The sequence below is a fragment of the Microbacterium sp. NPDC089190 genome, from assembly GCF_040701795.1.
Classification (GTDB): Bacteria; Actinomycetota; Actinomycetes; order Actinomycetales; family Microbacteriaceae; genus Microbacterium; species Microbacterium galbum.
On sequence record NZ_JBFBHF010000003.1, the window covers coordinates 198,285 to 223,789 of the forward strand.

26 protein-coding genes, 2 tRNA genes and 1 other RNA gene are annotated in these 25,505 nt (G+C 70.7%); 16 read left to right on the forward strand and 13 right to left on the reverse strand.

The features are described from left to right. Positions 1–43 precede the first annotated feature (43 nt). Positions 44–125, reverse strand: a tRNA-Leu gene (locus AB0230_RS10820). Between the two features lie 148 nt (positions 126–273). On the opposite strand from AB0230_RS10820, the gene AB0230_RS10825 reads away from it, so the two are divergent. Further along, positions 274–1,299, forward strand: a complete 1,026-nt coding sequence (locus AB0230_RS10825) for an NADPH:quinone reductase (RefSeq protein WP_315995441.1) — start codon at positions 274–276, stop codon at positions 1,297–1,299. Between the two features lie 61 nt (positions 1,300–1,360). Here AB0230_RS10825 and AB0230_RS10830 read toward each other — a convergent pair whose 3' ends face one another. The 3 genes from AB0230_RS10830 to AB0230_RS10840 form a co-directional block, all read right to left on the reverse strand. Further along, positions 1,361–3,145: a M20/M25/M40 family metallo-hydrolase gene (locus AB0230_RS10830; protein WP_366375710.1), complete on the reverse strand. Its 1,785-nt coding sequence runs from the start codon at positions 3,143–3,145 to the stop codon at positions 1,361–1,363. 188 nt (positions 3,146–3,333) lie between these two features. Then, on the reverse strand, positions 3,334–3,972 hold the full coding sequence (locus AB0230_RS10835) for a DUF1275 family protein (protein ID WP_315995443.1): 639 nt from the start codon (positions 3,970–3,972) through the stop codon (positions 3,334–3,336). 117 nt (positions 3,973–4,089) lie between these two features. Next, the gene (locus AB0230_RS10840; RefSeq protein ID WP_363579403.1) at positions 4,090–5,322 is read right to left on the reverse strand and encodes an MFS transporter; all 1,233 of its coding nucleotides are present in this window, start codon (positions 5,320–5,322) and stop codon (positions 4,090–4,092) included. Positions 5,323–5,393: 71 nt separating this feature from the next. On the opposite strand from AB0230_RS10840, the gene prfB reads away from it, so the two are divergent. From prfB to smpB, 4 genes are all read left to right on the forward strand, one after another. Further along, positions 5,394–6,506 carry a peptide chain release factor 2 gene (gene prfB / locus AB0230_RS10845; protein ID WP_316004619.1) on the forward strand — a complete coding sequence of 371 codons (1,113 nt, stop codon included), beginning with the start codon at positions 5,394–5,396 and terminating at the stop codon, positions 6,504–6,506. Between the two features lie 124 nt (positions 6,507–6,630). Beyond that, a complete protein-coding gene (ftsE, locus tag AB0230_RS10850; protein WP_363579324.1) occupies positions 6,631–7,656 on the forward strand; it encodes a cell division ATP-binding protein FtsE in 1,026 nt (341 codons plus the stop codon). Continuing rightward, positions 7,653–8,570: a permease-like cell division protein FtsX gene (gene ftsX / locus AB0230_RS10855; protein WP_315995445.1), complete on the forward strand. Its 918-nt coding sequence runs from the start codon at positions 7,653–7,655 to the stop codon at positions 8,568–8,570. Before ftsE ends, ftsX begins: the two co-directional genes overlap by 4 nt. A 76-nt stretch (positions 8,571–8,646) precedes the next feature. After that, positions 8,647–9,123, forward strand: a complete 477-nt coding sequence (gene smpB, locus AB0230_RS10860; RefSeq protein ID WP_076676126.1) for an SsrA-binding protein SmpB — start codon at positions 8,647–8,649, stop codon at positions 9,121–9,123. 6 nt (positions 9,124–9,129) lie between these two features. On the opposite strand, the gene AB0230_RS10865 is transcribed toward smpB, so the two are convergent. After that, positions 9,130–9,786 carry an SIMPL domain-containing protein gene (locus AB0230_RS10865; protein WP_366375714.1) on the reverse strand — a complete coding sequence of 219 codons (657 nt, stop codon included), beginning with the start codon at positions 9,784–9,786 and terminating at the stop codon, positions 9,130–9,132. Between the two features lie 249 nt (positions 9,787–10,035). Here AB0230_RS10865 and ssrA point away from each other — a divergent pair. Continuing rightward, positions 10,036–10,405, forward strand: a transfer-messenger RNA (tmRNA) gene (gene ssrA / locus AB0230_RS10870). A gap of 166 nt (positions 10,406–10,571) precedes the next feature. Here ssrA and AB0230_RS10875 read toward each other — a convergent pair. Further along, positions 10,572–11,111, reverse strand: a complete 540-nt coding sequence (locus AB0230_RS10875; RefSeq protein ID WP_366375716.1) for a YaeQ family protein — start codon at positions 11,109–11,111, stop codon at positions 10,572–10,574. Between the two features lie 100 nt (positions 11,112–11,211). Between AB0230_RS10875 and AB0230_RS10880 the strand changes: the two genes are divergently transcribed. Further along, entirely contained in the window at positions 11,212–11,508 is a 297-nt protein-coding gene (locus AB0230_RS10880) for a hypothetical protein (RefSeq protein ID WP_315995448.1), read from the forward strand. A 37-nt stretch (positions 11,509–11,545) separates the two neighbouring features. Here AB0230_RS10880 and AB0230_RS10885 read toward each other — a convergent pair whose 3' ends face one another. Further along, a complete protein-coding gene (locus AB0230_RS10885) occupies positions 11,546–12,160 on the reverse strand; it encodes a hypothetical protein (RefSeq protein ID WP_366375718.1) in 615 nt (204 codons plus the stop codon). Further along, positions 12,160–12,987, reverse strand: a complete 828-nt coding sequence (locus AB0230_RS10890; RefSeq protein ID WP_366375720.1) for an inositol monophosphatase family protein — start codon at positions 12,985–12,987, stop codon at positions 12,160–12,162. The genes AB0230_RS10885 and AB0230_RS10890 overlap by 1 nt, the downstream gene beginning before the upstream one ends. 103 nt (positions 12,988–13,090) lie before the next feature. On the opposite strand from AB0230_RS10890, the gene AB0230_RS10895 reads away from it, so the two are divergent. Further along, positions 13,091–13,166: transfer RNA gene (locus AB0230_RS10895), tRNA-Lys, on the forward strand. 111 nt (positions 13,167–13,277) lie between these two features. Further along, a complete protein-coding gene (locus tag AB0230_RS10900) occupies positions 13,278–13,862 on the forward strand; it encodes an NUDIX hydrolase (RefSeq protein WP_363579316.1) in 585 nt (194 codons plus the stop codon). Between the two features lie 14 nt (positions 13,863–13,876). Here the strand turns inward: AB0230_RS10900 and AB0230_RS10905 are convergent, their stop codons facing one another. After that, positions 13,877–14,203: a hypothetical protein gene (locus tag AB0230_RS10905; RefSeq protein WP_363579314.1), complete on the reverse strand. Its 327-nt coding sequence runs from the start codon at positions 14,201–14,203 to the stop codon at positions 13,877–13,879. 213 nt (positions 14,204–14,416) lie between these two features. Here AB0230_RS10905 and AB0230_RS10910 point away from each other — a divergent pair, with 213 nt between their 5' ends. Beyond that, entirely contained in the window at positions 14,417–15,307 is an 891-nt protein-coding gene (locus tag AB0230_RS10910) for an alpha/beta hydrolase (RefSeq protein ID WP_366375722.1), read from the forward strand. Between the two features lie 5 nt (positions 15,308–15,312). Here the strand turns inward: AB0230_RS10910 and AB0230_RS10915 are convergent, their stop codons facing one another. The 3 genes from AB0230_RS10915 to AB0230_RS10925 all read right to left on the reverse strand — a co-directional run bounded on the left by AB0230_RS10915 (position 15,313) and on the right by AB0230_RS10925 (position 17,969). After that, a complete protein-coding gene (locus AB0230_RS10915) occupies positions 15,313–16,560 on the reverse strand; it encodes an MFS transporter (RefSeq protein ID WP_363579310.1) in 1,248 nt (415 codons plus the stop codon). Further along, positions 16,557–17,075 carry a MarR family transcriptional regulator gene (locus tag AB0230_RS10920; RefSeq protein ID WP_315995455.1) on the reverse strand — a complete coding sequence of 173 codons (519 nt, stop codon included), beginning with the start codon at positions 17,073–17,075 and terminating at the stop codon, positions 16,557–16,559. The genes AB0230_RS10915 and AB0230_RS10920 overlap by 4 nt, the downstream gene beginning before the upstream one ends. A 111-nt stretch (positions 17,076–17,186) precedes the next feature. After that, complete coding sequence (locus tag AB0230_RS10925; RefSeq protein WP_363579308.1) at positions 17,187–17,969, reverse strand: IclR family transcriptional regulator; 783 nt, start codon at positions 17,967–17,969, stop codon at positions 17,187–17,189. Between the two features lie 172 nt (positions 17,970–18,141). Between AB0230_RS10925 and AB0230_RS10930 the strand changes: the two genes are divergently transcribed. From AB0230_RS10930 to AB0230_RS10940, 3 genes are all read left to right on the forward strand, one after another. Beyond that, positions 18,142–18,915: a CoA transferase subunit A gene (locus AB0230_RS10930; RefSeq protein WP_315995456.1), complete on the forward strand. Its 774-nt coding sequence runs from the start codon at positions 18,142–18,144 to the stop codon at positions 18,913–18,915. 120 nt (positions 18,916–19,035) lie between these two features. Beyond that, positions 19,036–19,713 (forward strand): CoA transferase subunit B, encoded by a 678-nt coding sequence (locus tag AB0230_RS10935; protein ID WP_366375725.1) that lies wholly within the window; start codon positions 19,036–19,038, stop codon positions 19,711–19,713. After that, positions 19,710–20,897 carry an acetyl-CoA C-acetyltransferase gene (locus AB0230_RS10940; protein WP_366375727.1) on the forward strand — a complete coding sequence of 396 codons (1,188 nt, stop codon included), beginning with the start codon at positions 19,710–19,712 and terminating at the stop codon, positions 20,895–20,897. Before AB0230_RS10935 ends, AB0230_RS10940 begins: the two co-directional genes overlap by 4 nt. A 62-nt stretch (positions 20,898–20,959) precedes the next feature. Here the strand turns inward: AB0230_RS10940 and AB0230_RS10945 are convergent, their stop codons facing one another. Continuing rightward, positions 20,960–21,214, reverse strand: a complete 255-nt coding sequence (locus tag AB0230_RS10945; RefSeq protein WP_315995459.1) for a hypothetical protein — start codon at positions 21,212–21,214, stop codon at positions 20,960–20,962. 150 nt (positions 21,215–21,364) lie between these two features. Between AB0230_RS10945 and otsA the strand changes: the two genes are divergently transcribed. The 3 genes from otsA to ilvD all read left to right on the forward strand — a co-directional run bounded on the left by otsA (position 21,365) and on the right by ilvD (position 25,488). Continuing rightward, a complete protein-coding gene (gene otsA / locus AB0230_RS10950) occupies positions 21,365–22,852 on the forward strand; it encodes an alpha,alpha-trehalose-phosphate synthase (UDP-forming) (protein ID WP_363392019.1) in 1,488 nt (495 codons plus the stop codon). Positions 22,853–22,901: 49 nt separating this feature from the next. Further along, complete coding sequence (gene otsB, locus AB0230_RS10955) at positions 22,902–23,681, forward strand: trehalose-phosphatase (RefSeq protein ID WP_366375730.1); 780 nt, start codon at positions 22,902–22,904, stop codon at positions 23,679–23,681. Between the two features lie 88 nt (positions 23,682–23,769). Continuing rightward, positions 23,770–25,488 carry a dihydroxy-acid dehydratase gene (gene ilvD, locus AB0230_RS10960; RefSeq protein WP_315995462.1) on the forward strand — a complete coding sequence of 573 codons (1,719 nt, stop codon included), beginning with the start codon at positions 23,770–23,772 and terminating at the stop codon, positions 25,486–25,488. Positions 25,489–25,505 lie beyond the last annotated feature (17 nt).

Below are 25,505 nucleotides of genomic sequence, written 5' to 3' on the forward strand. Positions count from 1 at the left end.
TCCCGTTCGGGTCGGAGAGGCGGTGCTGGCGAAACGGTGAACGTGCGGAAGGGGGGACTTGAACCCCCACGCCCGAAGGCACAGGAACCTAAATCCTGCGTGTCTGCCGATTTCACCACTCCCGCGAGTGGGATCAGTCTAAGCGCGCGCACGCGCGCGCTCGATGTGAACGAGCCGTCAAACCCCCGCGATCTCACCCGCGGCCGCCGCGGGGGCGGGGGCCCGCCGACACGCCCACGGGAATGCCCCTGCGCCGAGGCGGTTTGACTCCGTATGAAGGCGATCACGTATACCCAGCCCGGTGACTCCTCCGTCCTGTCGCTCGTCGAGCGACCACTGCCCGAGCCGGGCCCCGGCGAGGTGCGCGTGCGCATCACGGTGTCGGGGGTGAACCCCACCGACTGGAAGGCGCGTGAAAGCGCCGGCCGCCCCCTCCCGTTCGACGAGATCACCCCGAACCAGGACGGAGCGGGCATCGTGGATGCCGTCGGCCCCGGCGTCTCGACCCTCTCGGCGGGCCAGCGGGTCTGGGTCTACCTGGCCGCCCACCAGCGTCCGACCGGCACCGCCGCCGAGTACGCGGTCCTCCCGGCCGAGCGGGCGGTGCCCCTGGCCGACGGAGCGTCGTTCGAACTCGGCGCGAGCCTCGGCGTGCCCGCGATGACCGCCCATCGCGCGCTCACCGTGCACGAGGACGGCCCCTCGCGCCTCGCGCCCGGTGCTCTCACCGGCCGTACCGTGCTCGTCCAGGGCGGTGCCGGCGCCGTGGGGCACGCGGCGATCCAGCTCGCCGCCTGGGCCGGCGCGAAGGTCATCGCCACCGTCAGCAACGACGAGAAGGCGAAGCTCGCCCGCGCGGCCGGCGCGCACCACGTGCTGCAGTACCCGAGCGCGTCGCTGGCCGACGGCATCCGTGAGATCGCCCCCGACGGGGTCGAGCACATCGTCGAGGTCGCCATCGCCGACAACGCCGCCCTCGACGTCGAGGTCGTCGCCAACCACGGCACGATCGGCTACTACGCCGACAACGGCGGTGACACCTTCGCCGCCCCCGTCCGCCCCAGCTTCGCGAAGAACGTGCGCTGGCAGGGACTGCTGCTGTACACCGTGGGGGAGCGCGCGCTGGCCGCAGCGGCCGAGGACGTCGCGGCCGCGGTGGCCGACGGTGCCCTCCCGGTGGGCGAGGCGCACGGCCTGCCGCTGACGTGGTTCGACCTGTCCGACACCGCCGCCGCTCATGACGCCGTCGCGGGAGGCGCCACGGGCAAGGTCCTCATCCGGGTGACCGACGCGGAGTGAGCCCCCCTCATCGACGAACCGCCGGGACCCGAACGGGCCCCGGCGGTTCGCGTTCGCCTGCTTACTGCTGAGTGCGACGGCGGGCGATCACGGTGCCGGCTGCGACGATCAGCCCCAGGGCCAGCATGCCGGCGCCGACCGCGGGCAGCGGCGAGCCGTCGACGTCGCTACCGGTGTTCGCCAGGTCGCCGCCGCGCGGGCCGCTTCCGGCCGGGCCCCCGGTGGCGCTGGGCGCGGGGCTCGGTGCCGTGGTCGGCGCCGCCGTGGGCTCAGCCGTCGGGGCGACGGTGGGCTCGGTGGTCGGCTCGGGCGACGGCTCACCCGGCGTGGGCTCGGGGGAGGGCTCCACCGTGGCGTCCCACGCGAGGGCGAACGCGGCGTGGCCGATCGCGGGCGCGAAGATGTCGATCGCGTCGCGATTGACGTTCGCCAGGGTGTCGTCGATCGTGTGGTAGTTGCGGTCCATGAACACCCCGGCCGTTCCGCCGAACAGGCGCGCCTGCTCCTCGGTCTTGATGTCGTCGGCACCCGAGAACAGACCGCCCGCGGGGATGCCGTTGTCGATGAAGGCCTGGTAGTCGCTGCGGCCCGAGTACTCGGTGTCGATCCACGGCTGATCGATCGCGTCGAAGTAATCGGTGTAGATCTGCTCGATCTCCGCCGAACCCGCGGGGATCTCGACGGGCGCCTCGTACGTCGACTCGTTCGCGTCGTAGACGCCGACGGTGAAGTTCTCCGACCCGATCATGTCGTAGTTGAGGTAGGACGAGATGCGCTCGAGCTCGGCGGGGTCGTTGGCGATCAGATCGTCGACGTACGCGGTCGAGCCGACCAGGCCGACCTCCTCGGCGCTCCAGAGCGCGAGGCGGATCCGCTTGTCGTTGGGCGTCTCGGATGCCGCGATCCTCTCGGCCAGGGCGAGGATGGCCGCCGAACCCGAGGCGTTGTCGTTGACGCCGGGGCCCTCGGCCACACCGTCGAGGTGCGCGCCGATCACGACGGTGTCGTCGGGGTCGCCCGCGATGCTGTCGGCGATGACGTTGAAGGACTCGGTCACGAGGAACTGCTTCTCGATGACCGCCGTCCCTTCGACTGGAACGTCGGCAGGGGCCGCGGCGACGAGCGCCGCGATGGCGTCACCGCTGGCCTGGGGCAGCGTGGCGGCGGGGGAGTCGTCTTCGTTGCGCGGTCCCGAGGCGACGTTGGTCAGCTGGTCGTCCGGGGAAACGCCCTCCTCGGCGGGACGCTCGTTGTTGTAGACGAACACCGCTCCCGCCCCGGCCGCGGTGGCGTTGTCGATCTTCGCCTCGAAGGTGCAGATGCCGCGCTGGATGAGCACGATCGCGCCCGCCGGGACGGCGGCGAAGTCACCGGGCTCGCAGCCGAGGTGCGCGCCGTCGGCGTCGGAGGGCAGGGACAGCTGCGCGGTGTAGTCGCCCTCGATGCCCTCGCTGAGGTCGAAGTGCGACCCGGTGTAGGTGGTGCCGTCCACCGTGAGCGAGGCCTCGCCGAACTCCGGGGTGGGGACCTCGAACGTCTGACGCGAGACGGTGAAGGCGCCGGTTCCCTCGAGGACCTGCTCGGCGTAGCGGGCGGCGGCCTCGTACCCGGGTCCGTTCCAGACGCGGTAGCCGTCGGCGGCGAATGACTCGCTGATGTCCGACAACTCGGTCAAGTGCGTCATGACGTCGGCGCCCGTGACCCCGAGGTCATCGGGCGGGGTGGCCGGGGCGGCGAACGCGGCCGGGGCGATCAGCAGGCCGCCGCCCACCAGGGCGGCGGTCGCCAGCAAAGCCGACGCCCGTCGAGCGCGAGAGGGAGGGGAATGCAGGGTGTTTCGGAGCACGATGAATGCGCCTCTCCGCGGGCATCGATGCCCGCATCATCCAGGGGGAATGACGCGACGCCCAGAGAAGGCGATCGCGAGACGATTCTCATAGGGGATTCGTAAAAAACGCAATGGTGGCCGCATTCTTCACAGGGTTGAAACCTGGGGGTCACACGGCCGAGGACCCCGAGCGACCGGCGGCGCGATCAGCCGCGCCGCGGATTCCGCCCGACGATCGCCGCTGCCACGAGCATCGTCGCAGCGGCCGTCGCGAGCGCCGCGGAACTGCCGAGGTCGTGCGCGAGGGCGCCCAGGACGGCACCCGCGACGAGCGCCGCCCACAGCAGCAGGGGGCGGCGCCACGCGGTGCGAGAACGACCGGTCACCAGGGCGGCGAGACCCAGGCCGAGGCTCACGAGCGTGCCGGTGGAGTAGGTGATGGCGACGCGCGCCCGATCCTCGGCGAGGAACAGCGTGTTGAGGGCTCCCATCGCCGCGGCGAGCAGGCCCGCGCGCCACAGTGTGGACGGACCGGCGGTCGCGAGCACCGCGGCGAGCCCCACCACGAGGGCCGATCCCGCGATGAGCGAGGCCTGCGCGCGCCGCGACCGCGGGCGCACCGCGCCGCCGACCGCGACACCCACGACGAACGCCGCGATGAGGCCCAGCGGCACGAGGGCCAGGGCGAGCGAGCTCGGCACGTCGACCGCGCCCTGCGTGGAGTTGCCGCTCATGAACGACACGAACAGTCCGCCGGTGTCGAGGTACCCGACGGCGTCGACGAAGCCGGCGACCGCCGCCAGTGCGGCCGACAGCGCGAGGGCTCCCCGTCCGACGTTCTGCACCGTGCCTCCTCGCCTCGGTCGAGGGATCGAGGCGCTCCATCGTCGTCCCGGCACGGCGTACCCGGCAAATCGGTCCATCCGCGGCATCCACCGCCGCCGGGGTTCCGGGCCCCGCCGTCAGCGCACGCGGGGCACGTATCGCGGCACCCAGCGGATGAACCCCGCTGCGCCGAGGACCGCGATGACGCCCATGGCCCCCACGCCGATCGACAGCGTCGCCACCGCGGTGAGCGCCGACACGATCAGCGGGGCGACGGCACCGCCGGCATCCGTGAGCGTCCGCCACGAGCCGAGGAACGCCGCGGGCTCGTTCGGCGGTGCGATGTCGGCCCCGAGGGTGAGCAGGATGCCGCTGGACAGACCGTTGCCGACCCCGAGCACCGCGGCGAACATGGCGTACCACATGGCCGCCGAGTCCAGGTCGTGCGTGAACGACAGGGCGAAGAACCCCGCTCCCATCAGGATCATCGCGGGCAGTGCCGCCCACAGGCGTCCGAAGCGGTCCATGACCTGGCCGCTGGCGTAGAACAGGGCGAAGTCGATCGCGCCCGACACCCCGACGACCACCGCGATCGTCCCCGCATCCAGTCCGAGCGACACGCCCCACAGGGGCAGCACGACCTGCCGCGCCGACCGCACCGCCGACAGCGAGGCCGCGGCGAGCCCCAGCCGCGCGAGCACTCCGCGGAACCGCCACATCGTGCGGAACACCCCGGCGCGCTCGACTGTCGGGATCGCTCCCGTCACGGGTTCTCCGGTGTCCTCCGCGTCGCGCGAGTCGCCGTCGACGCGGCGCGCCCCCGCGCCCACCGGCACCGCCTTCTCGGGATCGGGGCCGAAGAACACGAGGAGGACGGTGGCGACCTGGCACACCGCGAAGAAGACAACGGATGCCGTCTCGTCGCCGAAGATCCCGAGCAGTGCCGCCGAGATGAACGGGCCGACGAACATCCCGAGGCGGAACGTCCCGCCGAGCAGCGACAGGGCCCGCGCCCGGAAGTGCAGCGGCACGCGGGTCGTCATGAACGAGTGGCGCGCGAGCGCGAACGACGCGGCGCAGAACCCGATGAGGAAGACGGCCGCGGCGAAGAACGCCAGCGACTGCGCGAACACGATCCCGGTCAGGCCCGCGAGCACGATGATCCCGGCCACGCCCATCGTGAGGCGCTCGCCGAAGCGGGCGACGGCCCATCCCGCCGGGATGTTGCCGCACAGCTGGCCCACGACGAGGGCGGCGGCGACGAGGGCGGCCACGGCGACGTCGGCGCCGAGGCGGTTGGCGATCACGGGGATGAGGGGGATCACCGCGCCCTCGCCGAGCGCGAACAGAAGGGTGGGGCCGTAGATCATCGGTGCGAAGCGCACCAGCACGTTCCGGGGAGAGTCGGCTGTCACCGTCTCCACGATAGGCTTGATGTCTCATGCTCGAACTCGATTTGACCGCCGACATCCAGGCGCTGCGCTCGACCTTCGCCGATATCCAGGCCGTGGTCGACGTCGACGCACTCAAAGCCGACATCGATCGCCTCAGCGAAGAGGCCGGTGCCCCCGACCTGTGGGACGACGTCGAGAACGCCCAGAAGGTCACCAGCCGTCTGAGCCACCGTCAGGCCGAACTCAAGCGAGTCTCGGAGATCGAGCAGCGTCTCGACGACCTCGAGGTGCTCGTCGAGCTCGCGATCGAGATGGACGACGAGGACTCCGCCGACGAGGCCCGTCGCGAGCTCGCGGCACTGAAAGACGTGATCGGCCAGCTCGAGGTGCAGACGCTCCTCGACGGGGAGTACGACCCGCGCTCCGCGGTCGTCACGATCCGTTCGGGAGCGGGCGGCGACGACGCGACCGACTTCGCCGAGATGCTCCTGCGCATGTACCTGCGCTGGGCCGAGCGCCACAAGTACCCCGTCAAGGTCATGGACACCTCCTACGCCGAGGGCGCCGGCATCAAGTCGGCCACCTTCGAGGTCGACGTCCCCTACGCCTACGGCACGCTGTCGGTCGAGGCCGGCACCCACCGCCTCGCGCGCATCAGCCCGTTCGGCGGCGCCGACAAGCGTCAGACGAGCTTCGCCGCGGTCGAGGTCATCCCCGTGATGGAAGAGGCCGTCGAGGTCGACGTCCCCGAGGGTGACATCCGCGTCGACGTCTTCCGTTCCTCCGGCCCCGGCGGGCAGTCGGTCAACACCACCGACTCCGCCGTGCGCATCACGCACCTCCCGACCGGCCTCGTGGTGTCGATGCAGAACGAGAAGTCGCAGATCCAGAACCGCGCCGCCGCTATGCGCGTGCTGCAGACGCGCCTGCTTCTGCTCAAGCGCGAAGAAGAGGCCGCCAAGAAGAAGGAGCTCGCCGGCACGATCACCGCGAGCTGGGGCGACCAGATGCGCTCCTACTTCCTTTACGGCCAGCAGCTCGTGAAAGACCTGCGCACCGGCTACGAGGTCGGCAACCCCGCCGTCGTCTTCGACGGCGATCTCGACGGTCTGATCGCCGCCGGAATCCGTTGGCGCAAGCGCAAGGACGACGACGACTGATCATCCCCTTTCGACGAGAGTCCTATGGATGCCGGTACCCCCGGCATCCATAGGACTCTCTCGGTTTGGCGACACGGCGCGTCCTGACGGGCTGTTTCGCGCCCGCGCTTAGGCTCGTCGAGCCATGATCCGGTTCGAGAACGTCACCAAGAGGTATCGCGGCACCGCGAAGCCCGCCCTCAACGCCGTCGACTTCGAGGTGCAGCGCGGGGAGTTCGTCTTCCTCGTCGGAGCCTCGGGTTCGGGCAAGTCGTCGTGCCTGCAGCTCATCCTGAGGGCGGAGACCCCCACCGAGGGGCGCGTCGTCGTGCTCGGCCGCGACCTGCGCACCCTGTCGAACCGCAAGGTCCCCTACTTCCGCCGCCACATCGGGTCGGTGTTCCAGGACTTCCGCCTGCTGCCGAACAAGACCGTGCACCAGAACGTCGCTTTTACGCTGCAGGTCACGGGCGCCTCGCGTGGGTTCATCCAGCAGGCCGTGCCGGAGGTGCTCGCGCTCGTCGGCCTCGACGGCAAGGAGAAGCGCCTGCCGCATGAGCTGTCGGGTGGCGAGCAGCAGCGCGTCGCGATCGCGCGAGCGTTGGTCAACCGCCCGCAGGTGCTCCTCGCCGACGAGCCGACCGGAAACCTCGACCCCGGCACCTCGATCGACATCATGCGCCTTCTCGCGCGCATCAACGCCGGCGGGACGACCGTCGTGATGGCCACGCACGAGGCCGGTTTCGTCGACCAGATGCAGCGCCGCGTGATCGAACTGCGCGGCGGCGAGATGGTGCGCGACGAACGCCACGGCGGCTACGGCGACACCTCCAGCCTCCCGCGACTCGCGCCCGAGGTCGAGAAGGGCGCCGCCGCGGTGGCCGCCCTCACCGCGGTGCTCGAGGTCCAGCGCGAGGTGACGAGCGTGACCAGCCCCGTGGAGCCGCTGCCGTCGGCGGCCGTCACCCGCCCCGCGGCCGCATCCGACCCGGATACCACGACCCCCGCCCCCGCGGTGACCACGCCGGCCGCCGAGCAGACGCGCGAGCCGGGCACCAACACGCGCTCCATCCCCGTCACGACCCCCGACGTCGAGGCCCTCGGCGTCGCCGACCGCCTCGGTCTGGGCGCGAAGACGGATCGCAACGACGAAGTGGGACCCACGTCATGAGGTTCGGGCTCATCCTCTCGGAGGCCTTCACGGGCCTGCGACGCAACGCCTCGATGGTGATCTCGGTCATCCTCGTGACCTTCGTGTCGCTCACCTTCGTCGGCGCGGCGATGCTCATGCAGATGCAGATCGGCAAGATGCAGTCGTACTGGGCCGACCGCGCCCAGGTGGCGGTGTCGATGTGCGCGACCGTGTCGGACGTCGACACCTGCACCACCGGTCAGGCCGCCACGCAGGAGCAGATCGACGCGGTGACGGCGAAGCTCGACGGCGACGCCCTCGCCCCGCTCATCCGCGACTACACCTACGCCACCAGCGAGCAGGTGTTCGAGAACGCCAAGGGCCTGCTGCCCGACGACATCATCGGCGTCGTCACCGCGGATCAGTTCAATGCGACCTTCAGCATCAACCTCGTCGACCAGAACCAGTCCGACGTCATCATCGAGGCCTTCAGCGGCCAGGCGGGCGTCGAAGAGGTCACGAACCAGATGCAGTACCTCGAGCCCCTGTTCCAGGCGCTCACGGTCGCGACCTACGTCGCGGTCGGCATCGCCGGGCTCATGCTGATCGCGGCGGTGCTGCTGATCGCCACCACGATCCGCCTCTCGGCCTTCGCGCGACGCCGGGAGCTCGGGATCATGCGTCTCGTCGGTGCCTCGAACCGCTTCATCCAGACGCCGTTCATCGTCGAGGGCGTGCTGGCGGCGCTGATCGGCTCGGCGCTGGCGAGCGTGGCGGTGTGGGCGATCGTGGGCGTGGGTGTCAACCAGTACCTGCGCGACCGCATCGGCTTCATCACGTCGTGGGTGGGTATCGGCGACGTCGCGTTCGTCATCCCGGTCATCGTCGTGATCGGCGTGATCCTCGCCGCCCTCAGCGCGAGCTTCGCGATCCGTCGCTGGTTGCGCGCCTGACCGTTCGCGACGGCGGGCTCCGGCGTCCTGTAGGCTGAGGGGCTCTGTGTGCCCATGATCATGAGGAGGTGGCACCATGCCTCGTGAGCAGGGTGAGAAGCTCATCGCGTCGAACAAGAAGGCGCGTCACGACTACGCCATCGAGAAGACCTACGAGGCCGGTCTCGTCCTGACCGGCACCGAGGTGAAGTCGCTGCGCCAGGGGCGGGCGAACCTCACCGACGGCTACGCGTACATCGACGGCGGTCAGGCGTTCCTCGATGCCGTGCACATCCCCGAGTACTCGCAGGGACACTGGACGAACCACTCCGCCAAGCGCACGCGCAAGCTGCTGCTGCACAAGGAGGAGATCGTCAAGCTCTCGCACGCGGTCGCCGCGGGCGGCTACACCCTCGTCCCGCTGCGCCTGTACTTCCTCGACGGGCGCGCGAAGGTCGAGATCGCGGTCGCGAAGGGCAAGCGCGAGTTCGAGAAGCGTCAGACCATCCGCGAGCGCGAGGACAAGCGCGAGGCCGAGCGTGCGATGCGCACCAAGAACCGCCTGGGCGAGTAGGACCCGTCACTCGGCGCGGAAGCGCCCCTCGACGACCGAGGTCACGACGATCTCCGGCGGCTGCAGGCTGAACGACGACCCTCCGGCCGACGCAGCCGCCATCATGCGGGCGCCCATCGGCGCGGGGGACTCGGGGCGGGTCGCGAGCAGCCCGGCATCCGCCACCTCGACGGCGGCGACGGATGCCAGCCCCAGGGCGTCGGCGTAGGCGGTCGCGCGCTCCACGGCCACGTGCACGGCCTCGGCGGCGACCTCGCGCTCGGTGCGTGCGCGCGTGTCGGGGGAGAGGCGCCAGTCGACAGCGGTGACCTGCACGTCGTCGGACTCGGTGACGTCGCCGAGCCACCACGACAAGGCGCCGGCGTCGATGAACGTGGCCGAGAGCTCGACGCTCGCGTGGTGGACGAGGGGGAGTTGCGCCCCCTCGGCGTTCCACGGCCGGTCCGACCAGACCGAGACACGGGCGCTCGACCATTCCGAGACCTCGCCCGAACGCAGGTGGGCGACGAGGCCGTCCTGCACCGACGATGCGCGCTCCTGCGCCTGCTCCACGACGGGGCCGCGAGACGGCCCGTCGACCGAGACCGTGACACGGACCGCCGCTTCTTCGGCACGGACGCGGGCGTTGCTCTCGCCTCGGACGGTGATGACGACGTCGCTCATGCGGTGAGCCTACGCGACGGCGTCGACGGGGCGACGGGCGTGCGACGGTCCGATGCGCGAGTCGTCGACGCGGGGAATTCGCGGGCCGACGCGACGGGGCGACGGGCGCGGGGCGGTCCGATGCGAGAGTCGTCGACACCGGGAATTCACGAGCCCCCGATGCGTTGTAGACTGTGACGCTCGGGTGCTTTCTGCTCCCGGCTTGGCAACTCAACAGCGTGACAACGGCCGCTCCTTCACGGAGTTCCCGGGGCTGATCGGTTTCGACAGCGCCTGCGAACCCGCGAGAAGCGGGCCGAGGATGTGGGGTTATCTCGTAAACGCTCCCTGCAAAACAATAAGTGCCAATGCTAAGCGCACTGACTTCGCCCTCGCTGCGTAAGCGAGCCCGATAGTCCGTCAGACCGTGTGTGACCCCGCCACGGATCCTGGCGTCATTTAGGGGTCTTGCTGCGTGACGGCGTCTGGACGTCACGCGGGACTTTTCCCAGGCTGGGCTCGTCGACTTAGGTGTCTGTGACAAAGGTCGGAGCCGAGCAGAACGTCTGCACAGACTGCGCCCGGAGAAAACGCGGAGACCCAGCGTTGGACGGGGGTTCGATTCCCCCCAGCTCCACGAGCCGTTGTCACGATGAGTCGTCAGAAAGCCCTCGCTCCCGCCCGTTTCGGTGGGGCGGGGGCTTTCTCGTACGCCGATGAGCGCCGCGCGGGCCTCTGCGCGGCGTGAGCGTCACCGGTGGGCGCGACGTACCCGGCCGTGCGCTCGGCCCGCCTGCCGGCGCCGCTCAGCTCGCGCTGCGCGTGTGGATGTCGCTCTCGCCCGAGCCGCCGTTCAGCTCGAGGTAGATGCGTCCCTCGGTGCGCGTCAGGGTGGCCGTGTTCCGTCGCTCGATCGCCTCCGCGAGACGCTCGACGAACCCGGGGTCGAAACTGTGCAGCAGCACCTCGTCACCGCGGTGGATGCGCTTGCCCGCCCACGCGGCGGCGACCTTCTCGGGGTCGCGGTGGGTGTAGACCGCGACGCGTTCGGCCTTCATGCTCCCGGTGTGCAGGCGGGCGGCATCCGGGGCTCCCACCTCCACCCAGGCGACGAGCGCGCCGGTGAGGTCGCGCACCAGGACGGCGGGTTCGTCGGTCGCGGCGACTCCCTCGCTGAAGGCGATGCCCTCTTCGAACTCGAGGCAGTAGGCGAGCACGCGGGTGAGCATGTAGGGCGCGGTCTCGGACGGATGCCGCGCGACGCGCAGCTGCAGCTCGTCGTAGACGCCGCGGTCGACATCGGAGAGCTGCACGGTGAACGTGTGAATGGTCGCGCCGATAGCCACGAGGGTCGAGCCTACGTGAGGAGCGGGGATCCTCGTGCCTCCGGACTCCGACCGCGGAGGGACGTTGCCCGGATGACTCCGTGCCGCCTAGCGTCGAAGGATGCCAGATCCCCGCGCCCTCCGCATCGACGTCGGTCCGTTCCACCTCGCCCCGACGCCCGACGCGTCCACGTGGACCGCCGAGCAGGAGCGCGGCGGACGCGGCGCCGCATCCGGGATCGACGCCGACGGGAATGACGCGGGACGGATCACGGCCGGGTGGACCGACTGGGTCGCGTTCGCGCAGCGGGTGCTGCAGGCCGATGCCCTGTGGCGCGATGTCGAGGCGCGGGGCGACGCGTGGGACGAGGGGTTCTCGGCGGCTCGCGACGTGGAGGCGCGCAACCCGTACCGGTGACGGGCGACGCCGAGCCGGCGACCGTCGGCGCCGTCGGCTACCGGGGGCTCTGGACGAGGATCAGGCTCTGTCGGGTGTCGGCGAGCTTCACGAAGCCGTCGCCGAAGAAGTAGGTCAGGCCGTAGCCGTCGGCACCGCGTCCGTTCAGCCAGTCGGGGTTCTCGGTCACGTAGACGCCGTCGGCATCTTTCTCGACCTTCCATCCCGCTGCGACGAGGTCTTTCTGCGCCGTCTTCGCGGTGGCGTCGTCGATGGGTGCCCAGCCGAAGATCTGCACACGGTCGGAGGCGATCTTCGTGTCGCCCCACTTGCACTGGATGCCGTCGTCGAGAGCCGTGGCGCCCATGCGGAACTGGTCCTCCTGCGACGTCCAGCCGAGGCTCTTGAAGTCGTCGGCGGTGGCTTGGGGGATGATGTTCTCGCACGTGGGGTCTGCGGGCGGGGTCGCCGAACCGGATGGCGATGCGGCCGGCGCAGGCGTCTCGACACCGGCGGCGGGCGCGGCCGAGGAGGGTGCCTCTGCGGCCGGCGCGGGCTCGGGTGCGGGGGCCGCGCACCCCGCGAGGACGAGGGCCGCGAAGGCGCCGCCTGCGACGAGAGCGGACACACGAGCACGGGCGGAGCGCCGCCGCGCGAGGGTGGTCGCGCGCATCATCGTGAACCGTCGCCTTCGTGCAGCAGGGTGAGGAAAGCGTCGTGCAGCACGCCGTTCGTCGCGAGCGACGATTCGGCGTCGAGTCGGTCGGCTCCGTCGAACGCGGTGAAGCGTCCGCCGGCTTCGCGCACGATGGGGGCGATCGCGGCGATGTCGTACTCCTTCACGCCGAACTCGGCGACGAGCTCGAGCCTCCCCTCAGCGAGCCACATGTACGGCAAGGCGTCGCCGTAGGCGCGGTCGCGCCACACGGCACGGGCGAGGCGCTCGAGCGTCGGCACGAGGTCGACGTCATCCCACTGCTCGATGCTCTGGAAGCTGATGCTCGAGGCCGCGACGTCGTCGATACCGGAGACGTGGATGCGGCGGGTCTCCCCGGTGGCGGTGGTCGTCCACGCGCCCTGGCCGGTCGCCGCCCACCAGCGGCGCCCGATCGCGGGCTGGCTGACGACGCCGACGGTCGGGACGCCGTCGACGGTGAGGGCGATGAGCGTGGCCCACACGGGGATGCCGCGCATGTAGTTGTGGGTGCCGTCGATCGGATCGATCACCCAGCGCCGCGAGGTGTCGCCGGAGCTGCCGTACTCCTCGCCCAGGATCGCGTCGGCGGGGCGCTCGGCATCCAGGATCTCCCGGATGGCGCGCTCGGTGGCGAGGTCGGCCTCGGTGACGTGCGTGCGGTCGGGCTTGGTGTCGATGCGCAGGTCGGCGGCGTCGAAACGCTGCATCGCGACCGCGTCGGCGGCGTCGGCCAGGCGGAGGGCGAGTGCGAGATCCTCGGTCAGGTCCGCGAGGGTCGCGGCGGGCTCTTCGATGCGGGACACGGCTCCAGGATAACCGGCGCTCCTGGCTCGATTTGGTGTGGTCGCGTCACCCCTGGTAATGTCATTCCTCGGCGCGGAGAGCGAATCTCCCGCCGAACGGAACGCACCTCTAGCTCAATCGGCAGAGCAACTGACTCTTAATCAGTGGGTTCTGGGTTCAAGTCCCAGGGGGTGCACCACCACCGGAATCCCCTTCGCAGCCTCGCGGTTGCGGAGGGGATTTCGGCGTCTGCGGGGGAGGTCAGGTCAGGTTCGGTCGCAATCCCGTTGCGCGAGGGAATGCTCTCGGCATGATGGAATCCTGGCCGCTGGGCAGCGGCGCGAAGGCGGGAGGACACATGGCCGACGACGAGATGTGGGACGTGACCGACATTCAGGGCACGCCCACGGGCACCCTCCACCGACGCGGTGACGGCCCGGTGCCGGCCGGGTCATTCCATGTCGTGGCATCTGTCTGCCTCGTGTCATCGTCCGGCCGCGTGCTGATGAGCCGCCGCGCCGAGGGGAAGGACTACCCCCTCGCGTGGGAGTTCCCGGCCGGGAGCGCGCTGCGCGGCGAGACGAGCCGCACCGGTGCGGTGCGCGAGCTCGCCGAGGAGACCGGGATGAGGGTCACCGGCGACGACCTCGTGCTGGTCGGGCGGGTGATCGAGAAGCGGGCGCTCTTCGACCTGTGGGTCGCGCGCGTCGACGGCGAGCCTGTGCCCGTGCCGGATCCGGAAGAAGTGCTCGAGTCGGAGTGGGTCGGCCTCGACGTGGTGCGCCGTCGGTGGGAGGAGGGCCTGTTCGCGACGCCGTGGAACGCGCGGTTCGACCAGCTGTGGGACACGCTCCAGGAGCGCGTGGCGGATATGGGGGCGGAGATCGCTCGCTGATCCGAATGCAGCGGCTACGCCGGGGGGAGAGCTGCGATCAATCGCGAGCCGGATAGCGACACGGCGACGATGGCCGCGGTCCCGGCCAGCGGCAGTACCGCGAGCGGGACGGCGGCGCCGGGGCCGAAGGCGACCAGCATCACCAGGAACGTCACCCACGCCACCACCCCGATCGCCACCCACGCCCACATCATCCGCGTAGTGCGTTGTCTGAGAGCGGTCGCCGTCATCGGACGATCGTGATGGATGACGTCGTCCGTCCACCGGGTGCCGTCCCACGATCGCTGGGTGCGGGGCGCGACGACGTACCATCCCGGTTCGACGGGGGACGGGGTACTCATCCGGCGAACGCCGGCTTCGGCCACGCGGGCAGCGCGCTCGAGGTGAGGACCTCAGAAGTCGACTTCACGTTGTGCCCCCATATGTCGACCCTATGCAAACTGCTCGCCGGTCGCGAGGTCGTCACCGGCCCGTCCGCGGTCGGCAGCTGCGGGCATCGCATGCATTGCCGGTGCCTCGGTCCCGGTGTCGGGCCCCCGTGCCACGATGTCGCCATGCCGAACGAGAGCGCCTCGCCAGCCACGTACGTCACCCATGACCTCGCGGTCGCGGAGGGAGACCTGCGCGTCGGTGAGTGGCATCCGGATGCCGAGGGCACCCCGTGGCTGCTCGTGCACGGGGTCACCGCGTCGCACGTGGCGTGGGCGTGGGTCGCGGCACAGAGTTCGGCGCGGCTGATCGCCCCCGATCTGCGCGGGCGCGGGCGCAGCACGGCGTCGGCGCGGCGAATCGGGCTGGCGCAGCACGCCGATGACCTGGCAGAGGTGCTCGACGGCCTCGAGGTCGAGCGGGCGATCGTGGTCGGGCACTCGATGGGCGCGTTCATCTCGTTGGTGTTCGGCGAACGGCACCCCGACCGGGTCGAGCGGATCGTCCTCGTCGACGGCGGGCTGCCCCTGACCCTGCCGCGTGGAATGGAACCGCGCGAGGCGGTGCGCCACGTGCTCGGACCGACCGCGGCGCGGCTCGACATGCGCTTCCCGAGCGAGGGCGCGTACCGTGATTTCTGGCGGGCGCACCCCGCGTTCACAGGGCGCGAAGACCCGCTGCTCGACGCCTACTTCGCCTACGACCTGGTCGGTGAATCACCCGCGCTGCGGCCGGCGACGACGTTCGCCACGGTCGAAGCCGACTCCATCGACCAGAACGCCGGCGAGGCCATCGCGGGAGCGCTCGAACGCCTGCGCCGCCCGACGCGGCTGATCGCGGCTGAGCGGGGATTGCTCGGCGAGGTTTCGCCGCTGTACCCCGACCTCGACGGCATCCGCAGCCGATTCCCCCGGCTTGCGGCGACGCGCCGGGTGCCGGCCGTCGATCACTATTCGATCGTCATGTCGGCACCCGGCGCGCGGGCTGTGGTGCAGGAGGTCCTTGCGGGGGAGTGACGGTGTTACGCAGCGTCTCCGACCAGCACGGCGGCGCCTTCATCGGCGGCGTCGGGGTGCGAGCCGTCGACGTGGGCCAGCAGGCGACGGCCGAACAGGATGCACGCAGCGGCGATGAACACCGAGGCGGCGGCCATGAAGTACGGCACATCGGCGCCGTAGGCGTGCCAGAGCCACGCCGCGAGCGGCGGAGCGACGGCCCCGCCGAGGAAGCGGACGGCGGAGTACGCCGACGAGGCGACCGAGCGCGGCAGGTCGGTGGCCTCCATCACGGCCTCGGTCAGCGCGGTGTTGACCACGCCCAGCACGAGGCCACCCACGATGATGCACACGACGAGGGCGGTCGACGACGCCACGGTGAAGGCCGCGACCACCAGGTCGATTGCCAGCAGGGGCAGCGCGATCAGCAGCACGCTTGTCAGGCGCAGCCTGCGCAGCAGCAGCGGAGCGACCCAGACACTCGTGATCGCGAGGCCCACGCCCCAGCCGAAGAAGGTGAGGCCGATACCCATGGCACCGAATCCGAGGGGGAACGGCGAGAACGCCAGGAGGGTGAAGAAGCCGATGTTGTAGAACAGGGCGGTCGCCGCGAGGATCGCGAGCGCCGGGCGGCCCAGCGCGCGGAACGGGGCGCTGAAGGGAAGGGGCGTACGCGCGGGCTTCGGTCCGCGAAGAAGGACCGCCACCGCGATGAACGCGATCGCCATCAGGGCGACGACGCCGAAGAACGGTCCGCGCCAGCTGACCTCGCCGAGGACGCCGCCCAGCAGCGGACCGACGGCGATGCCGAGGCCGAGTGCCGCCTCGTACAGGATGATCGCCGACGATGTGCCGCCCGATGCGGCCCCGACGATCGTCGCGAGAGCGGTGGAGATGAAGAGCGCGTTGCCCAGACCCCACCCGGCGCGGAAGCCGATGACGGCGTCGACGCTGCCGCTCAGGGCGCAGAACAGTGCGAACACCACGATCAGCCCGAGACCCACCAGCAGGGTGGACTTGGCGCCGATGCGGCTGGAGATCCAGCTGGTGACGAGCATCGCGAGACCGGTCACCACGAGGTAGCTCGTGAAGAGCAGCTCGGTCTGCACCGGGCTCGCCTTCAACGACTCGGCGATCGCGGGAAGAATCGGATCGACGAGCCCGATACCCATGAACGCCACGACCGACGCGAAGGCGACTGCCCAGACTTGTGCGGGCTGTTTCCAGACGCTCGGGGCCTTATCGACCGGGTCGGCTGCGGTACCGGCGCTCACCGGACCACCTCTCTTTCTTCTTCGGAGCGACGTGCGGCACCGCGCGAGGCGCGTACCTGGTCGCTCGGTTTCTCGGTGTGTTCGTTCGACCCGACGGGCGCCATCCCGACCTGGCGCGAGAGAGCCGAGGCCGCCGTGCTGACGGCCTCCCACTCCGCGGGGGACAAGTCGGCCACGTGCGGCGCGAGGGCAGCGCGGAAGAGCTCGTACCAGCGCTCGAGGGCGTCGAGGCCGTCCTCGGTGGCCGCCACCACGCTCACGCGGGAGTCGTCGGGGTGACTGCGACGCGACACGAGTCCAGCGGCATCCATCTGCCGGATCAGCCGGGTCATACCGGGCTGCGTGACGCGGCTGAGCGTCGCAAGGTCGCCGAGGCGCTGCGGGCCGTGGTCGCGCAGCAGCGTCAGCGTGCGCCACTGCGCCGCGGGAGCGTCGGAGTTCGTGTCGAGGGCGGCTACACGCGTGAGCGCATGCACGGCGAGCAGCAGGCGCTGGAGGTCGTCGTCCCGGGTCATAGGTGAAAGTATACCCCAGTTATATACCGTAGGTATCTATTGCGGGCTCCGCGCGCGCGGCCGGCGCCACACGTCGTGACAGGGCGCCGAGCGCTGGCGGCGCGCGCCCTGTTATCGCGCGGCGATCCGCGTCGACAACTGGTGCGCGTGCGCCAGCAGGATCCGCCCGAGTTCGGCGAGTCGCTCGCCGCCGAACCGGAACTCGACTCCCGTCAGGCTCAGCGCCCATTGCGGGTCGCCGGCCCGCGTGAAGACCGCGGCGCCCACACCCCAGCTGCCCTCGACGATCAAGCCGGGGTTGACCGCGTAGCCCCGCGCCTGTGTGTCGGCGACGCGCGCGCGTAGCCGCGCGGGGGAGTGGGAGGCTCCCCAGCGTTCGACGAGCTCCGGATGCCGTTCGAGGTAGGCGTCCACGTCCTGGGGCGGCAGGAACGCGAGGATCGCGAGCCCTGCCGACGCGACGCCCAGGGGGAAGCGCACCCCCTCCGACAGCACGAACGAGCGGATGGGGAAGCTCCCGTCCTCGCGGACGAGGCAGACGGTCTCGTCGCCGCGCCGCACCGAGAGGAACGCGCTCTCCTCGGTGCGGACCGCCAGCGAGCGCACGATGTCGCGCGCGGTCGCCGTGATGTCGAAGCGGGATGCCGCGACGCTGCCCATCAGGTACAGCTCGGGTCCCGGGAGCCAGTGCCCGGTCGCGTCGTCGCGGTCGACGAGACCTTCGGCTCGCAGGGCACTCAGCAGTCGGTGAGTCGTCGGACGTGTCAGATCGGCGTCGCGCGCGAGGTCGGCCACCGCGGCACCCGCCTCGCCGGCGGCTGTGACCAGACGCAGGAGGTGCGCTGCGCGGGCGATGGCCTGGGCTCCGGGGACGGTGGCCGGGGTCTCTCGCACCGCGGCACGATGTGGTCGCGGCTCCCTCGGAGTGACTTCCCCGGGTGATCCGGGCGATCTGGAGTCCACGATGTGGACGCTACGCCCGGCGGCATCCACATGGCAAGAACGGGCTGGCCGCGGCGCCGGCCCGCGCCGCAGGGTGGAGGGACGCCGCTACGAAGGAGTTCGCGTGATCGACAAGACCGTCGCCTCAGCTGCCGAGGCCGTCGCCGACATCCCCGACGGAGCATCTCTCGCTGTCGGCGGCTTCGGTCTCTCGGGCAATCCCATCGCCCTGATCGAGGCTCTGCTCGCCCAGGGAACCCGCGACCTGTCGGTCGTGTCGAACAACTGCGGCGTCGACGACTGGGGGCTCGGCATCTTGCTGGGCGCCGGTCGCATCCGCAAGATGACCTCGTCGTACGTCGGCGAGAACAAGGAGTTCGAGCGGCAGTTCCTCTCGGGCGAGCTCGAACTCGAGCTCACTCCGCAGGGCACGCTCGCCGAGAAGCTGCGGGCCGGCGGCTCGGGCATCGCGGCCTTCTACACGCAGACCGGAGTGGGTACCCAGGTCGCCGAGGGCGGCCTGCCCCGCCGCTACGACGCGGCCGGCGGTATCGCTGTGGCCTCCCCGGTCAAGGACGTGCGCACCTTCGACGTGAACGGCGAGCAGCGCGAGTTCGTGCTCGAAGAGGCGATCACCACCGATTTCTCGCTCGTGCACGCCTACCAGGGCGACCGCCACGGCAACCTCGTCTTCCGCAAAGCCGCGCGGGCCTTCAACCCCCTCGCCGCCATGGCCGGCCGTACCTGCATCGTGCAGGTCGAGCACCTCGTCGAACCCGGCGAGCTCGATCCGGATGCCGTGCATCTGCCCGGCGTCTACGTGCATCGGATCGTCGAGGTCGGGCCCGACATCCCCAAGCGCATCGAGAAGCGCACCGTCCGGGAGGGGAACCGGTGATCATGCCGAAATGCTGCCCCCGGTCCCTTCGACAGGCTCAGGGACCTGGACAGGCGGAGAGACCTCGCGGTCAGGGGCCCCGCTTCGCACCGATCTCGACCGTCACCGAGGAGAACTGACATGCCCCTGTCCCGCATCGAGATGGCGGCCCGCGCCGCCCGGGAGCTCGCCGACGGCGCGTACGTCAACCTCGGCATCGGGCTTCCCACGCTCGTCCCCAACCACGTGCCCGACGGGGTGACGGTCGTGCTGCAGTCCGAGAACGGCATCCTCGGCGTGGGTCCCTACCCGACCGAGGACGCCGTGGATGCCGACCTCATCAACGCCGGCAAGGAGACGGTGACCACGTTGCCGGGAGCCGCGTTCTTCGACTCGGCCCTGAGCTTCGGCATGATCCGAGGCGGCAAGATCGACGCCGCGATCCTCGGGGCGATGCAGGTCTCGGCATCCGGAGACCTGGCGAACTGGATGATCCCCGGGAAGATGGTCAAGGGTCCCGGCGGCGCGATGGACCTCGTGCACGGCGCCGCCCGCGTGATCGTGCTGATGGAGCACGTCGCGAAGGACGGCTCGCCCAAGATCGTCGACTCCTGCTCGCTTCCGCTGACCGGTCGCGGCGTGGTCGACCGGATCATCACCGACCTCGCCGTCATCGACGTGACGGAGGATGGACTCGTGCTCGTCGAGCTCGCCCCCGGGGTGAGCGTCGACGAGGTGCGGGATGCCACCCAGCCCCCGCTGACCGTGGGACTCACCGAGAAGCGCACAGAGAAGCTCACAGAGGAGCAGAACGCATGACCACCGACAACGACGTCGTCATCGTCGCCGCCGCGCGCACCCCGCAGGGTCGTCTGAAGGGGCAGCTCGCGCCGCTCACGGCTGTCCAGCTCGGCGCCGCGGCGATCCGCGGGGCGCTCGAGCGCGGCGGCATCCCCGCCGACGCCGTCGACGCGGTGCTCGTCGGGCAGGTGCTGCAGGCCGGGGCGGGGCAGAACGCGGCGCGACAGGCCGCGATCGCAGCGGGCATCGGCTGGGATGTGCACAGCGCCACGATCAACAAGGTGTGCCTCTCGGGGCTCACCGCGGTCATCGACGCCGCGCGCATGCTCCGCCTCGGAGACGCGAGCGTCGTGGTCGCCGCAGGCATGGAATCGATGACCCGCGCCCCGCACCTGCTCATGAACTCGCGCGAGGGGTACTCCTACGGCTCCGTCGAGGTCCTCGACCACATGGCTCACGACGGGCTGACCGACGCGTACGACAGCGAGAGCATGGGCGCGTCCACCGAGCGCGCGAACGCCCGCTACGAGGTCACGCGCGAGGCGCAGGACGCCGTCTCGGCGCGGTCGCACCAGCGAGCCGCCGCAGCCCAGGCCGACGGGATGTTCGAGGCCGAGATCGTGCCCGTCTCGATCCCGCAGCGCAAGGGAGACCCGGTCGTCGTCACGGCTGACGAGGGGATCCGCCCCGACACCACGGTCGAGACGCTCGCGAAGCTGCGCCCGGCGTTCGCCGAGGGGGGATCGATCACCGCCGGCAACGCCTCGCAGATCTCTGACGGTGCCTCGGCGGTCGTCGTCACCACGCGCGCTGTCGCCGCCGAACACGGCTGGGATGTGCTCGCGGTCGTCGGCGCCGCGGGGCAGGTCGCCGGCCCCGACAACTCCCTCCACGCCCAGCCCGCGCGGGCGATCGAGAAGGCGCTGCAGAAGCAGGGACTCTCGGCCTCCGATCTCGACCTCGTCGAGATCAACGAGGCGTTCGGCGCGGTCGTGGCGCGGTCGCAGGCCGAACTCGGGCTCTCCGACGACGTCGTCAACCCGCACGGCGGGGGCATCGCGATCGGTCACCCGATCGGCGCCTCGGGCAACCGCCTCGTCGTTCACGCCGTCCACGAGCTCGTGCGCCGCGGGGGCGGCACGGCGGCGGTCGCCCTTTGCGGCGGCGGCGGCCAGGGCGACGCGCTGATCCTCACCCGCTGACCCGCAGACGGGAAGACGGATGCCACGACCCTCCGGCCGTGGCATCCGTCGGTGTCAGGGGGTCAGCGACCCAGGCGCTTCTTGAACAGCTTGTCCTGCTTCTTCGAGACGGGGGAGTCGCCCGCGATGACGCGGCCGCGGCGCGCGCGGCGGGTGTCGACGACGGCGCCGATCGCCAGCGCCAGGGTGATGCCCCAGCTGAGCCACGCCAGCGCCGTGCGCCAGGTGAACGGCTCGTCGTTCTTGAGGCCGCGCAGGAGCGTGACGCCACCGGTGATGGCGCTGAGGAGACCGGTTCCGAAGATGTACTGCCGCATGCGCCCAACCTATCGAGGAGGGCGATCGTATGCCGCGCCTTGACAGCGCTCGACCCGGGGGCGCCCTGAGCACCGCTTATCGCATCGCGTCCACCCCCGTGCGCGGACCGAGCCCGCTGTTAGCCTGAGGACGATCCCCGAGGAGGACCTGTGACCCAGGCCGATTTCGTCGTCGTCGCCAACCGCTTGCCCGTCGACCGCACCCCCGACGGAGAGGGCTGGCGCCGATCGCCGGGCGGGCTCGTCACCGCTCTCGAACCCGTCATGCGCCGCGCCGAGGGTGCCTGGGTGGGGTGGGCCGGTCAGGCCGACGCCACCGTGGAGCCGTTCGACTTCGAGGGCACGCACCTCGTCCCCGTGACCCTGTCGGCCTCCGACGTCGAGCTCTACTACGAGGGCTTCTCGAACGACACCATCTGGCCGCTCTACCACGACGTCATCGCCGCGCCGACCTACAAGCGGGCCTGGTGGGACGCCTACGTCAAGGTCAACCGGCGCTTCGCCGAGGCCGCGGCCGAGGTCGTCGCCGACGGCGGCATCGTGTGGGTGCAGGACTACCAGCTGCAGCTCGTGCCGAAGATGCTGCGCGAGCTGCGCCCCGACCTCACCATCGGCTACTTCCACCACATCCCGTTCCCCGCCTACGGCCTCTACGCTCAGCTCCCCTGGCGCAAGCAGGTGCTCGAGGGACTCCTCGGCGCCGACGTCATCGGTTTCCAGCGCGTGGCCGACGCGGGCAACTTCGCCCGCGCCGTGCGCCGACAGCTGCGGTACGAGACCAAGGCCAGCGGCATCCTGGTCCCCGAGGGCGAGACGACGCGCGTCGCGCTCGCCAAGGCGTTCCCCATCTCGATCGATGCCGACTCCTACATCGAGCTGGCGCAGAAGCCCGAGATCCAGCAGCGCGCCAAGGAGATCCGCGAGGGTCTCGGCAATCCGCGCAAGATCCTCCTCGGCGTCGACCGCCTCGACTACACCAAGGGCATCCGCCACCGTCTCAAGGCGTGGGGCGAACTGCTCGAAGACGGTCGCGCGACGGTCGAGGACGCCACCCTCGTGCAGGTCGCGAGCCCCAGTCGCGAGCGCGTCGACGCCTACGTGCAACTGCGCGACGAGATCGAGATGACCGTCGGCCGCATCAACGGCGACCACGACACCACGACGCACACGGCGATCCGCTACCTCCACCAGTCGTACCCGCGGGAGGAGATGGTGGCGCTGTTCCTCGCCGCCGACATCATGCTCGTCACGGCGCTGCGCGACGGCATGAACCTCGTCGCGAAGGAGTACGTGGCCAGCCGCGTCGACAACCGCGGCGTGCTCCTGCTCAGCGAGTTCGCCGGCGCCGCCGACGAGATGGGCAGCGCCCTGCTCATCAACCCGCACGACATCGACGGCATGAAGGATGCCATCGTGCGCGCGCTCGAGATGCCCGCCGCCGAACAGGGCCGCCGCATGCGGGCGTTGCGCAAACGCGTGCGCGACCACGACGTCGAGGACTGGTCGCAGGACTTCCTCGAGGCGCTCTCGGTGTTCCACGAGAAGGCCTCCAGCGCTGCGGCCGCCGCCGAGGTCACCCGCGACGACGACGGCTCCGCTCCCGAGCTCGAGCCCATCGACGAGACGGATGCCGGATGACGGGGTCGCAGCTCGACCCGATCCGCATCGATGAAGGGATGGATGCCGGATGACCGCCGCCGACGCCTCCGTCGAGGCCGTCGCGACGACCGCGACGCTGCTGATCGCCCTCGATTTCGACGGCACGCTCTCGCCGCTGGTCGACGAGCCGATGTCGGCGCGCATGACGCCGGACGCCCGCGCGGTGCTCGAGGAGCTCGCGGGCCTCCCGGCGACGACCGTGGCCCTCGTCTCCGGCCGCACGCTCGCCGATCTCCGCGTCATCGCGGAGCACGACGACTCCTCTCCGTGGTGGCTGATGGGCTCGCACGGGGCCGAGGCCTGGGAGCCGGGCTCCGGTGCCGTCGAAGCGGACGACGACGCCGACGACCGCGCGCTGCGCGACCGCCTCACCGCCGAGGTCCGCGACGCCGTCGCCGCGTTCCCCGGAGCACGGGTCGAGCCCAAGCAGTTCGGGCTCGGACTGCACACCCGGACGGCGGATGCCGATGCCGCCCGCGCCGCGCGGGAGGCGACCGACGCCGTCCTGGCCGCCCGAGCGCCGTCGTGGCGACGGCGCACCGGACACGACATTCTCGAGTTCTCGTTCCGGCACGAGGGCAAGGACTCGGCCGTCGCGCACCTGCGCGAGCGCGTGAGCGCCACGGCGGTGCTCTTCGCCGGCGACGACGTCACCGACGAGGACGCCCTGCTATCGCTGGGGGCGGGCGACCTCGGCGTGCGCGTCGGCGGGGGAGAGACGGCGGCGACGCTGCGGGTCGACGACATCGCGGCCTTCGTGGCGGTCCTCGAGCGGATCGCCCGATTGCGGAGCGCGCACGCGGGGTGAGCGCCGGGGGCAGCGGCCCTCGACGATGAATCCACCGTTCACCGCCCGGGCGGCGTCGCGCGCGTGCCGCTCGCAATAGACTTCGAGAATGCCCGCACCGCAGAATCCGAACACCGGCGAGTTCGACATCAAGCCCCGCAGTCGCGTCGTCACCGACGGCATCGAAGCCACCACGTCGCGCGGAATGCTCCGCGCGGTCGGTATGGGCGACGAGGACTGGGACAAGCCCCAGATCGGCATCGCGTCGAGCTGGAACGAGATCACCCCCTGCAACCTCAGCCTCGACCGGCTCGCGCAGGGCGCCAAAGAAGGCGTCCACGCCGGCGGCGGTTACCCCCTGCAGTTCGGCACCATCTCCGTCTCCGATGGCATCTCCATGGGCCACGAGGGCATGCACTTCTCGCTCGTCTCGCGAGAGGTCATCGCCGACAGCGTCGAGACCGTCATGATGGCCGAGCGCCTCGACGGCTCCGTGCTCCTCGCGGGCTGCGACAAGTCGATCCCGGGCATGCTCATGGCATCCGCCCGTCTCGACCTGTCGAGCGTCTTCCTCTACGCCGGCTCCATCGCCCCGGGCTGGGTGAAGCTCAGCGACGGCACCGAGAAGGACGTCACGATCATCGACTCGTTCGAGGCCGTGGGCGCGTGTCTCGCGGGCAAGATGAGCGAGGCCGACCTCAAGCGCATCGAGTGCGCGATCGCCCCGGGCGAGGGTGCGTGCGGTGGCATGTACACCGCCAACACCATGGCCTCCGTCGCCGAGGCGCTCGGACTGAGCCTCCCCGGTTCGGCCGCCCCGCCCTCCGCCGACCGTCGCCGCGACTACTTCGCCCACCGCTCGGGCGAGGCCGTCGTCAATCTGCTCCGTCAGGGGATCACCACGCGCGACATCCTCACCAAGGAGGCGTTCGAGAACGCCATCGCCCTCGCCATGGCGCTCGGCGGTTCGACCAACGTCGTGCTGCACCTGCTCGCGATCGCGAACGAGGCCGAGGTCGAGCTGAACCTCCACGACTTCAACCGCATCGGCGACCGCACCCCGCACGTGGCCGACATGAAGCCGTTCGGGCAGTACGTCATGAACGACGTCGACCGCCACGGCGGCATCCCCGTGATCATGAAGGCGATGCTCGACGAGGGTCTGCTGCACGGCGACGCGCTCACCGTCACGGGCAAGACGCTCGCCGAGAACCTCGCCGACCTGAACCCCGACCCGGTCGACGGCAAGGTCATCCACTCGTTCGACGACCCGATCCACGCCACCGGCGGCATCACGATCCTGCACGGCTCGATGGCCCCCGAAGGCGCGGTGGTGAAGTCGGCCGGCTTCGACGGCAACGTGTTCGAGGGTCCCGCCCGCGTGTTCGAGCGTGAGCGCGGCGCGATGGACGCCCTCGAGGCCGGCGAGATCGCCGCCGGCGACGTGGTCGTCATCCGCTACGAGGGCCCCAAGGGCGGCCCGGGCATGCGTGAGATGCTCGCCATCACGGCGGCCATCAAGGGCGCGGGGCTCGGAAAAGATGTACTACTCTTGACGGACGGTCGATTCTCAGGCGGCACAACCGGACTGTGCATCGGCCACATAGCTCCCGAAGCGGTGGACGCAGGTCCCATCGCCTTCGTGCGCGATGGTGATCTGATACGGGTCGATATCGCCGCTCGCACTCTCGACTTGATCGTCGATGACGCCGAGCTGAGTTCCCGCCGTGATGGCTGGGAACCGCTTCCCCCGCGCTATACCCGTGGCGTTCTGGCCAAGTACTCCAAGCTCGTGCACTCCGCCGCGGAGGGCGCGGTCACGGGCTGACGGCCGTCCCCTTCTCA

What these genes read in the sequence shown, in the direction of transcription:
- AB0230_RS10825 (WP_315995441.1), top strand. Translation starts at nt 274, where the DNA reads ATGAAGGCGATCACGTATACCCAGCCCGGTGACTCCTCCGTCCTGTCG.
- AB0230_RS10840 (WP_363579403.1), bottom strand. Translation starts at nt 5,322, where the DNA reads ATGATCTACGGCCCCACCCTTCTGTTCGCGCTCGGCGAGGGCGCGGTG.
- prfB (WP_316004619.1), top strand. Translation starts at nt 5,394, where the DNA reads ATGCTCGAACTCGATTTGACCGCCGACATCCAGGCGCTGCGCTCGACC.
- ftsE (WP_363579324.1), top strand. Translation starts at nt 6,631, where the DNA reads ATGATCCGGTTCGAGAACGTCACCAAGAGGTATCGCGGCACCGCGAAG.
- ftsX (WP_315995445.1), top strand. Translation starts at nt 7,653, where the DNA reads ATGAGGTTCGGGCTCATCCTCTCGGAGGCCTTCACGGGCCTGCGACGC.
- smpB (WP_076676126.1), top strand. Translation starts at nt 8,647, where the DNA reads ATGCCTCGTGAGCAGGGTGAGAAGCTCATCGCGTCGAACAAGAAGGCG.
- AB0230_RS10865 (WP_366375714.1), bottom strand. Translation starts at nt 9,786, where the DNA reads ATGAGCGACGTCGTCATCACCGTCCGAGGCGAGAGCAACGCCCGCGTC.
- AB0230_RS10880 (WP_315995448.1), top strand. Translation starts at nt 11,212, where the DNA reads ATGCCAGATCCCCGCGCCCTCCGCATCGACGTCGGTCCGTTCCACCTC.
- AB0230_RS10885 (WP_366375718.1), bottom strand. Translation starts at nt 12,160, where the DNA reads ATGCGCGCGACCACCCTCGCGCGGCGGCGCTCCGCCCGTGCTCGTGTG.
- AB0230_RS10900 (WP_363579316.1), top strand. Translation starts at nt 13,278, where the DNA reads ATGATGGAATCCTGGCCGCTGGGCAGCGGCGCGAAGGCGGGAGGACAC.
- AB0230_RS10905 (WP_363579314.1), bottom strand. Translation starts at nt 14,203, where the DNA reads ATGAGTACCCCGTCCCCCGTCGAACCGGGATGGTACGTCGTCGCGCCC.
- AB0230_RS10910 (WP_366375722.1), top strand. Translation starts at nt 14,417, where the DNA reads ATGCCGAACGAGAGCGCCTCGCCAGCCACGTACGTCACCCATGACCTC.
- AB0230_RS10920 (WP_315995455.1), bottom strand. Translation starts at nt 17,075, where the DNA reads ATGACCCGGGACGACGACCTCCAGCGCCTGCTGCTCGCCGTGCATGCG.
- AB0230_RS10935 (WP_366375725.1), top strand. Translation starts at nt 19,036, where the DNA reads ATGCCCCTGTCCCGCATCGAGATGGCGGCCCGCGCCGCCCGGGAGCTC.
- AB0230_RS10940 (WP_366375727.1), top strand. Translation starts at nt 19,710, where the DNA reads ATGACCACCGACAACGACGTCGTCATCGTCGCCGCCGCGCGCACCCCG.
- AB0230_RS10945 (WP_315995459.1), bottom strand. Translation starts at nt 21,214, where the DNA reads ATGCGGCAGTACATCTTCGGAACCGGTCTCCTCAGCGCCATCACCGGT.
- otsB (WP_366375730.1), top strand. Translation starts at nt 22,902, where the DNA reads ATGACCGCCGCCGACGCCTCCGTCGAGGCCGTCGCGACGACCGCGACG.
- ilvD (WP_315995462.1), top strand. Translation starts at nt 23,770, where the DNA reads ATGCCCGCACCGCAGAATCCGAACACCGGCGAGTTCGACATCAAGCCC.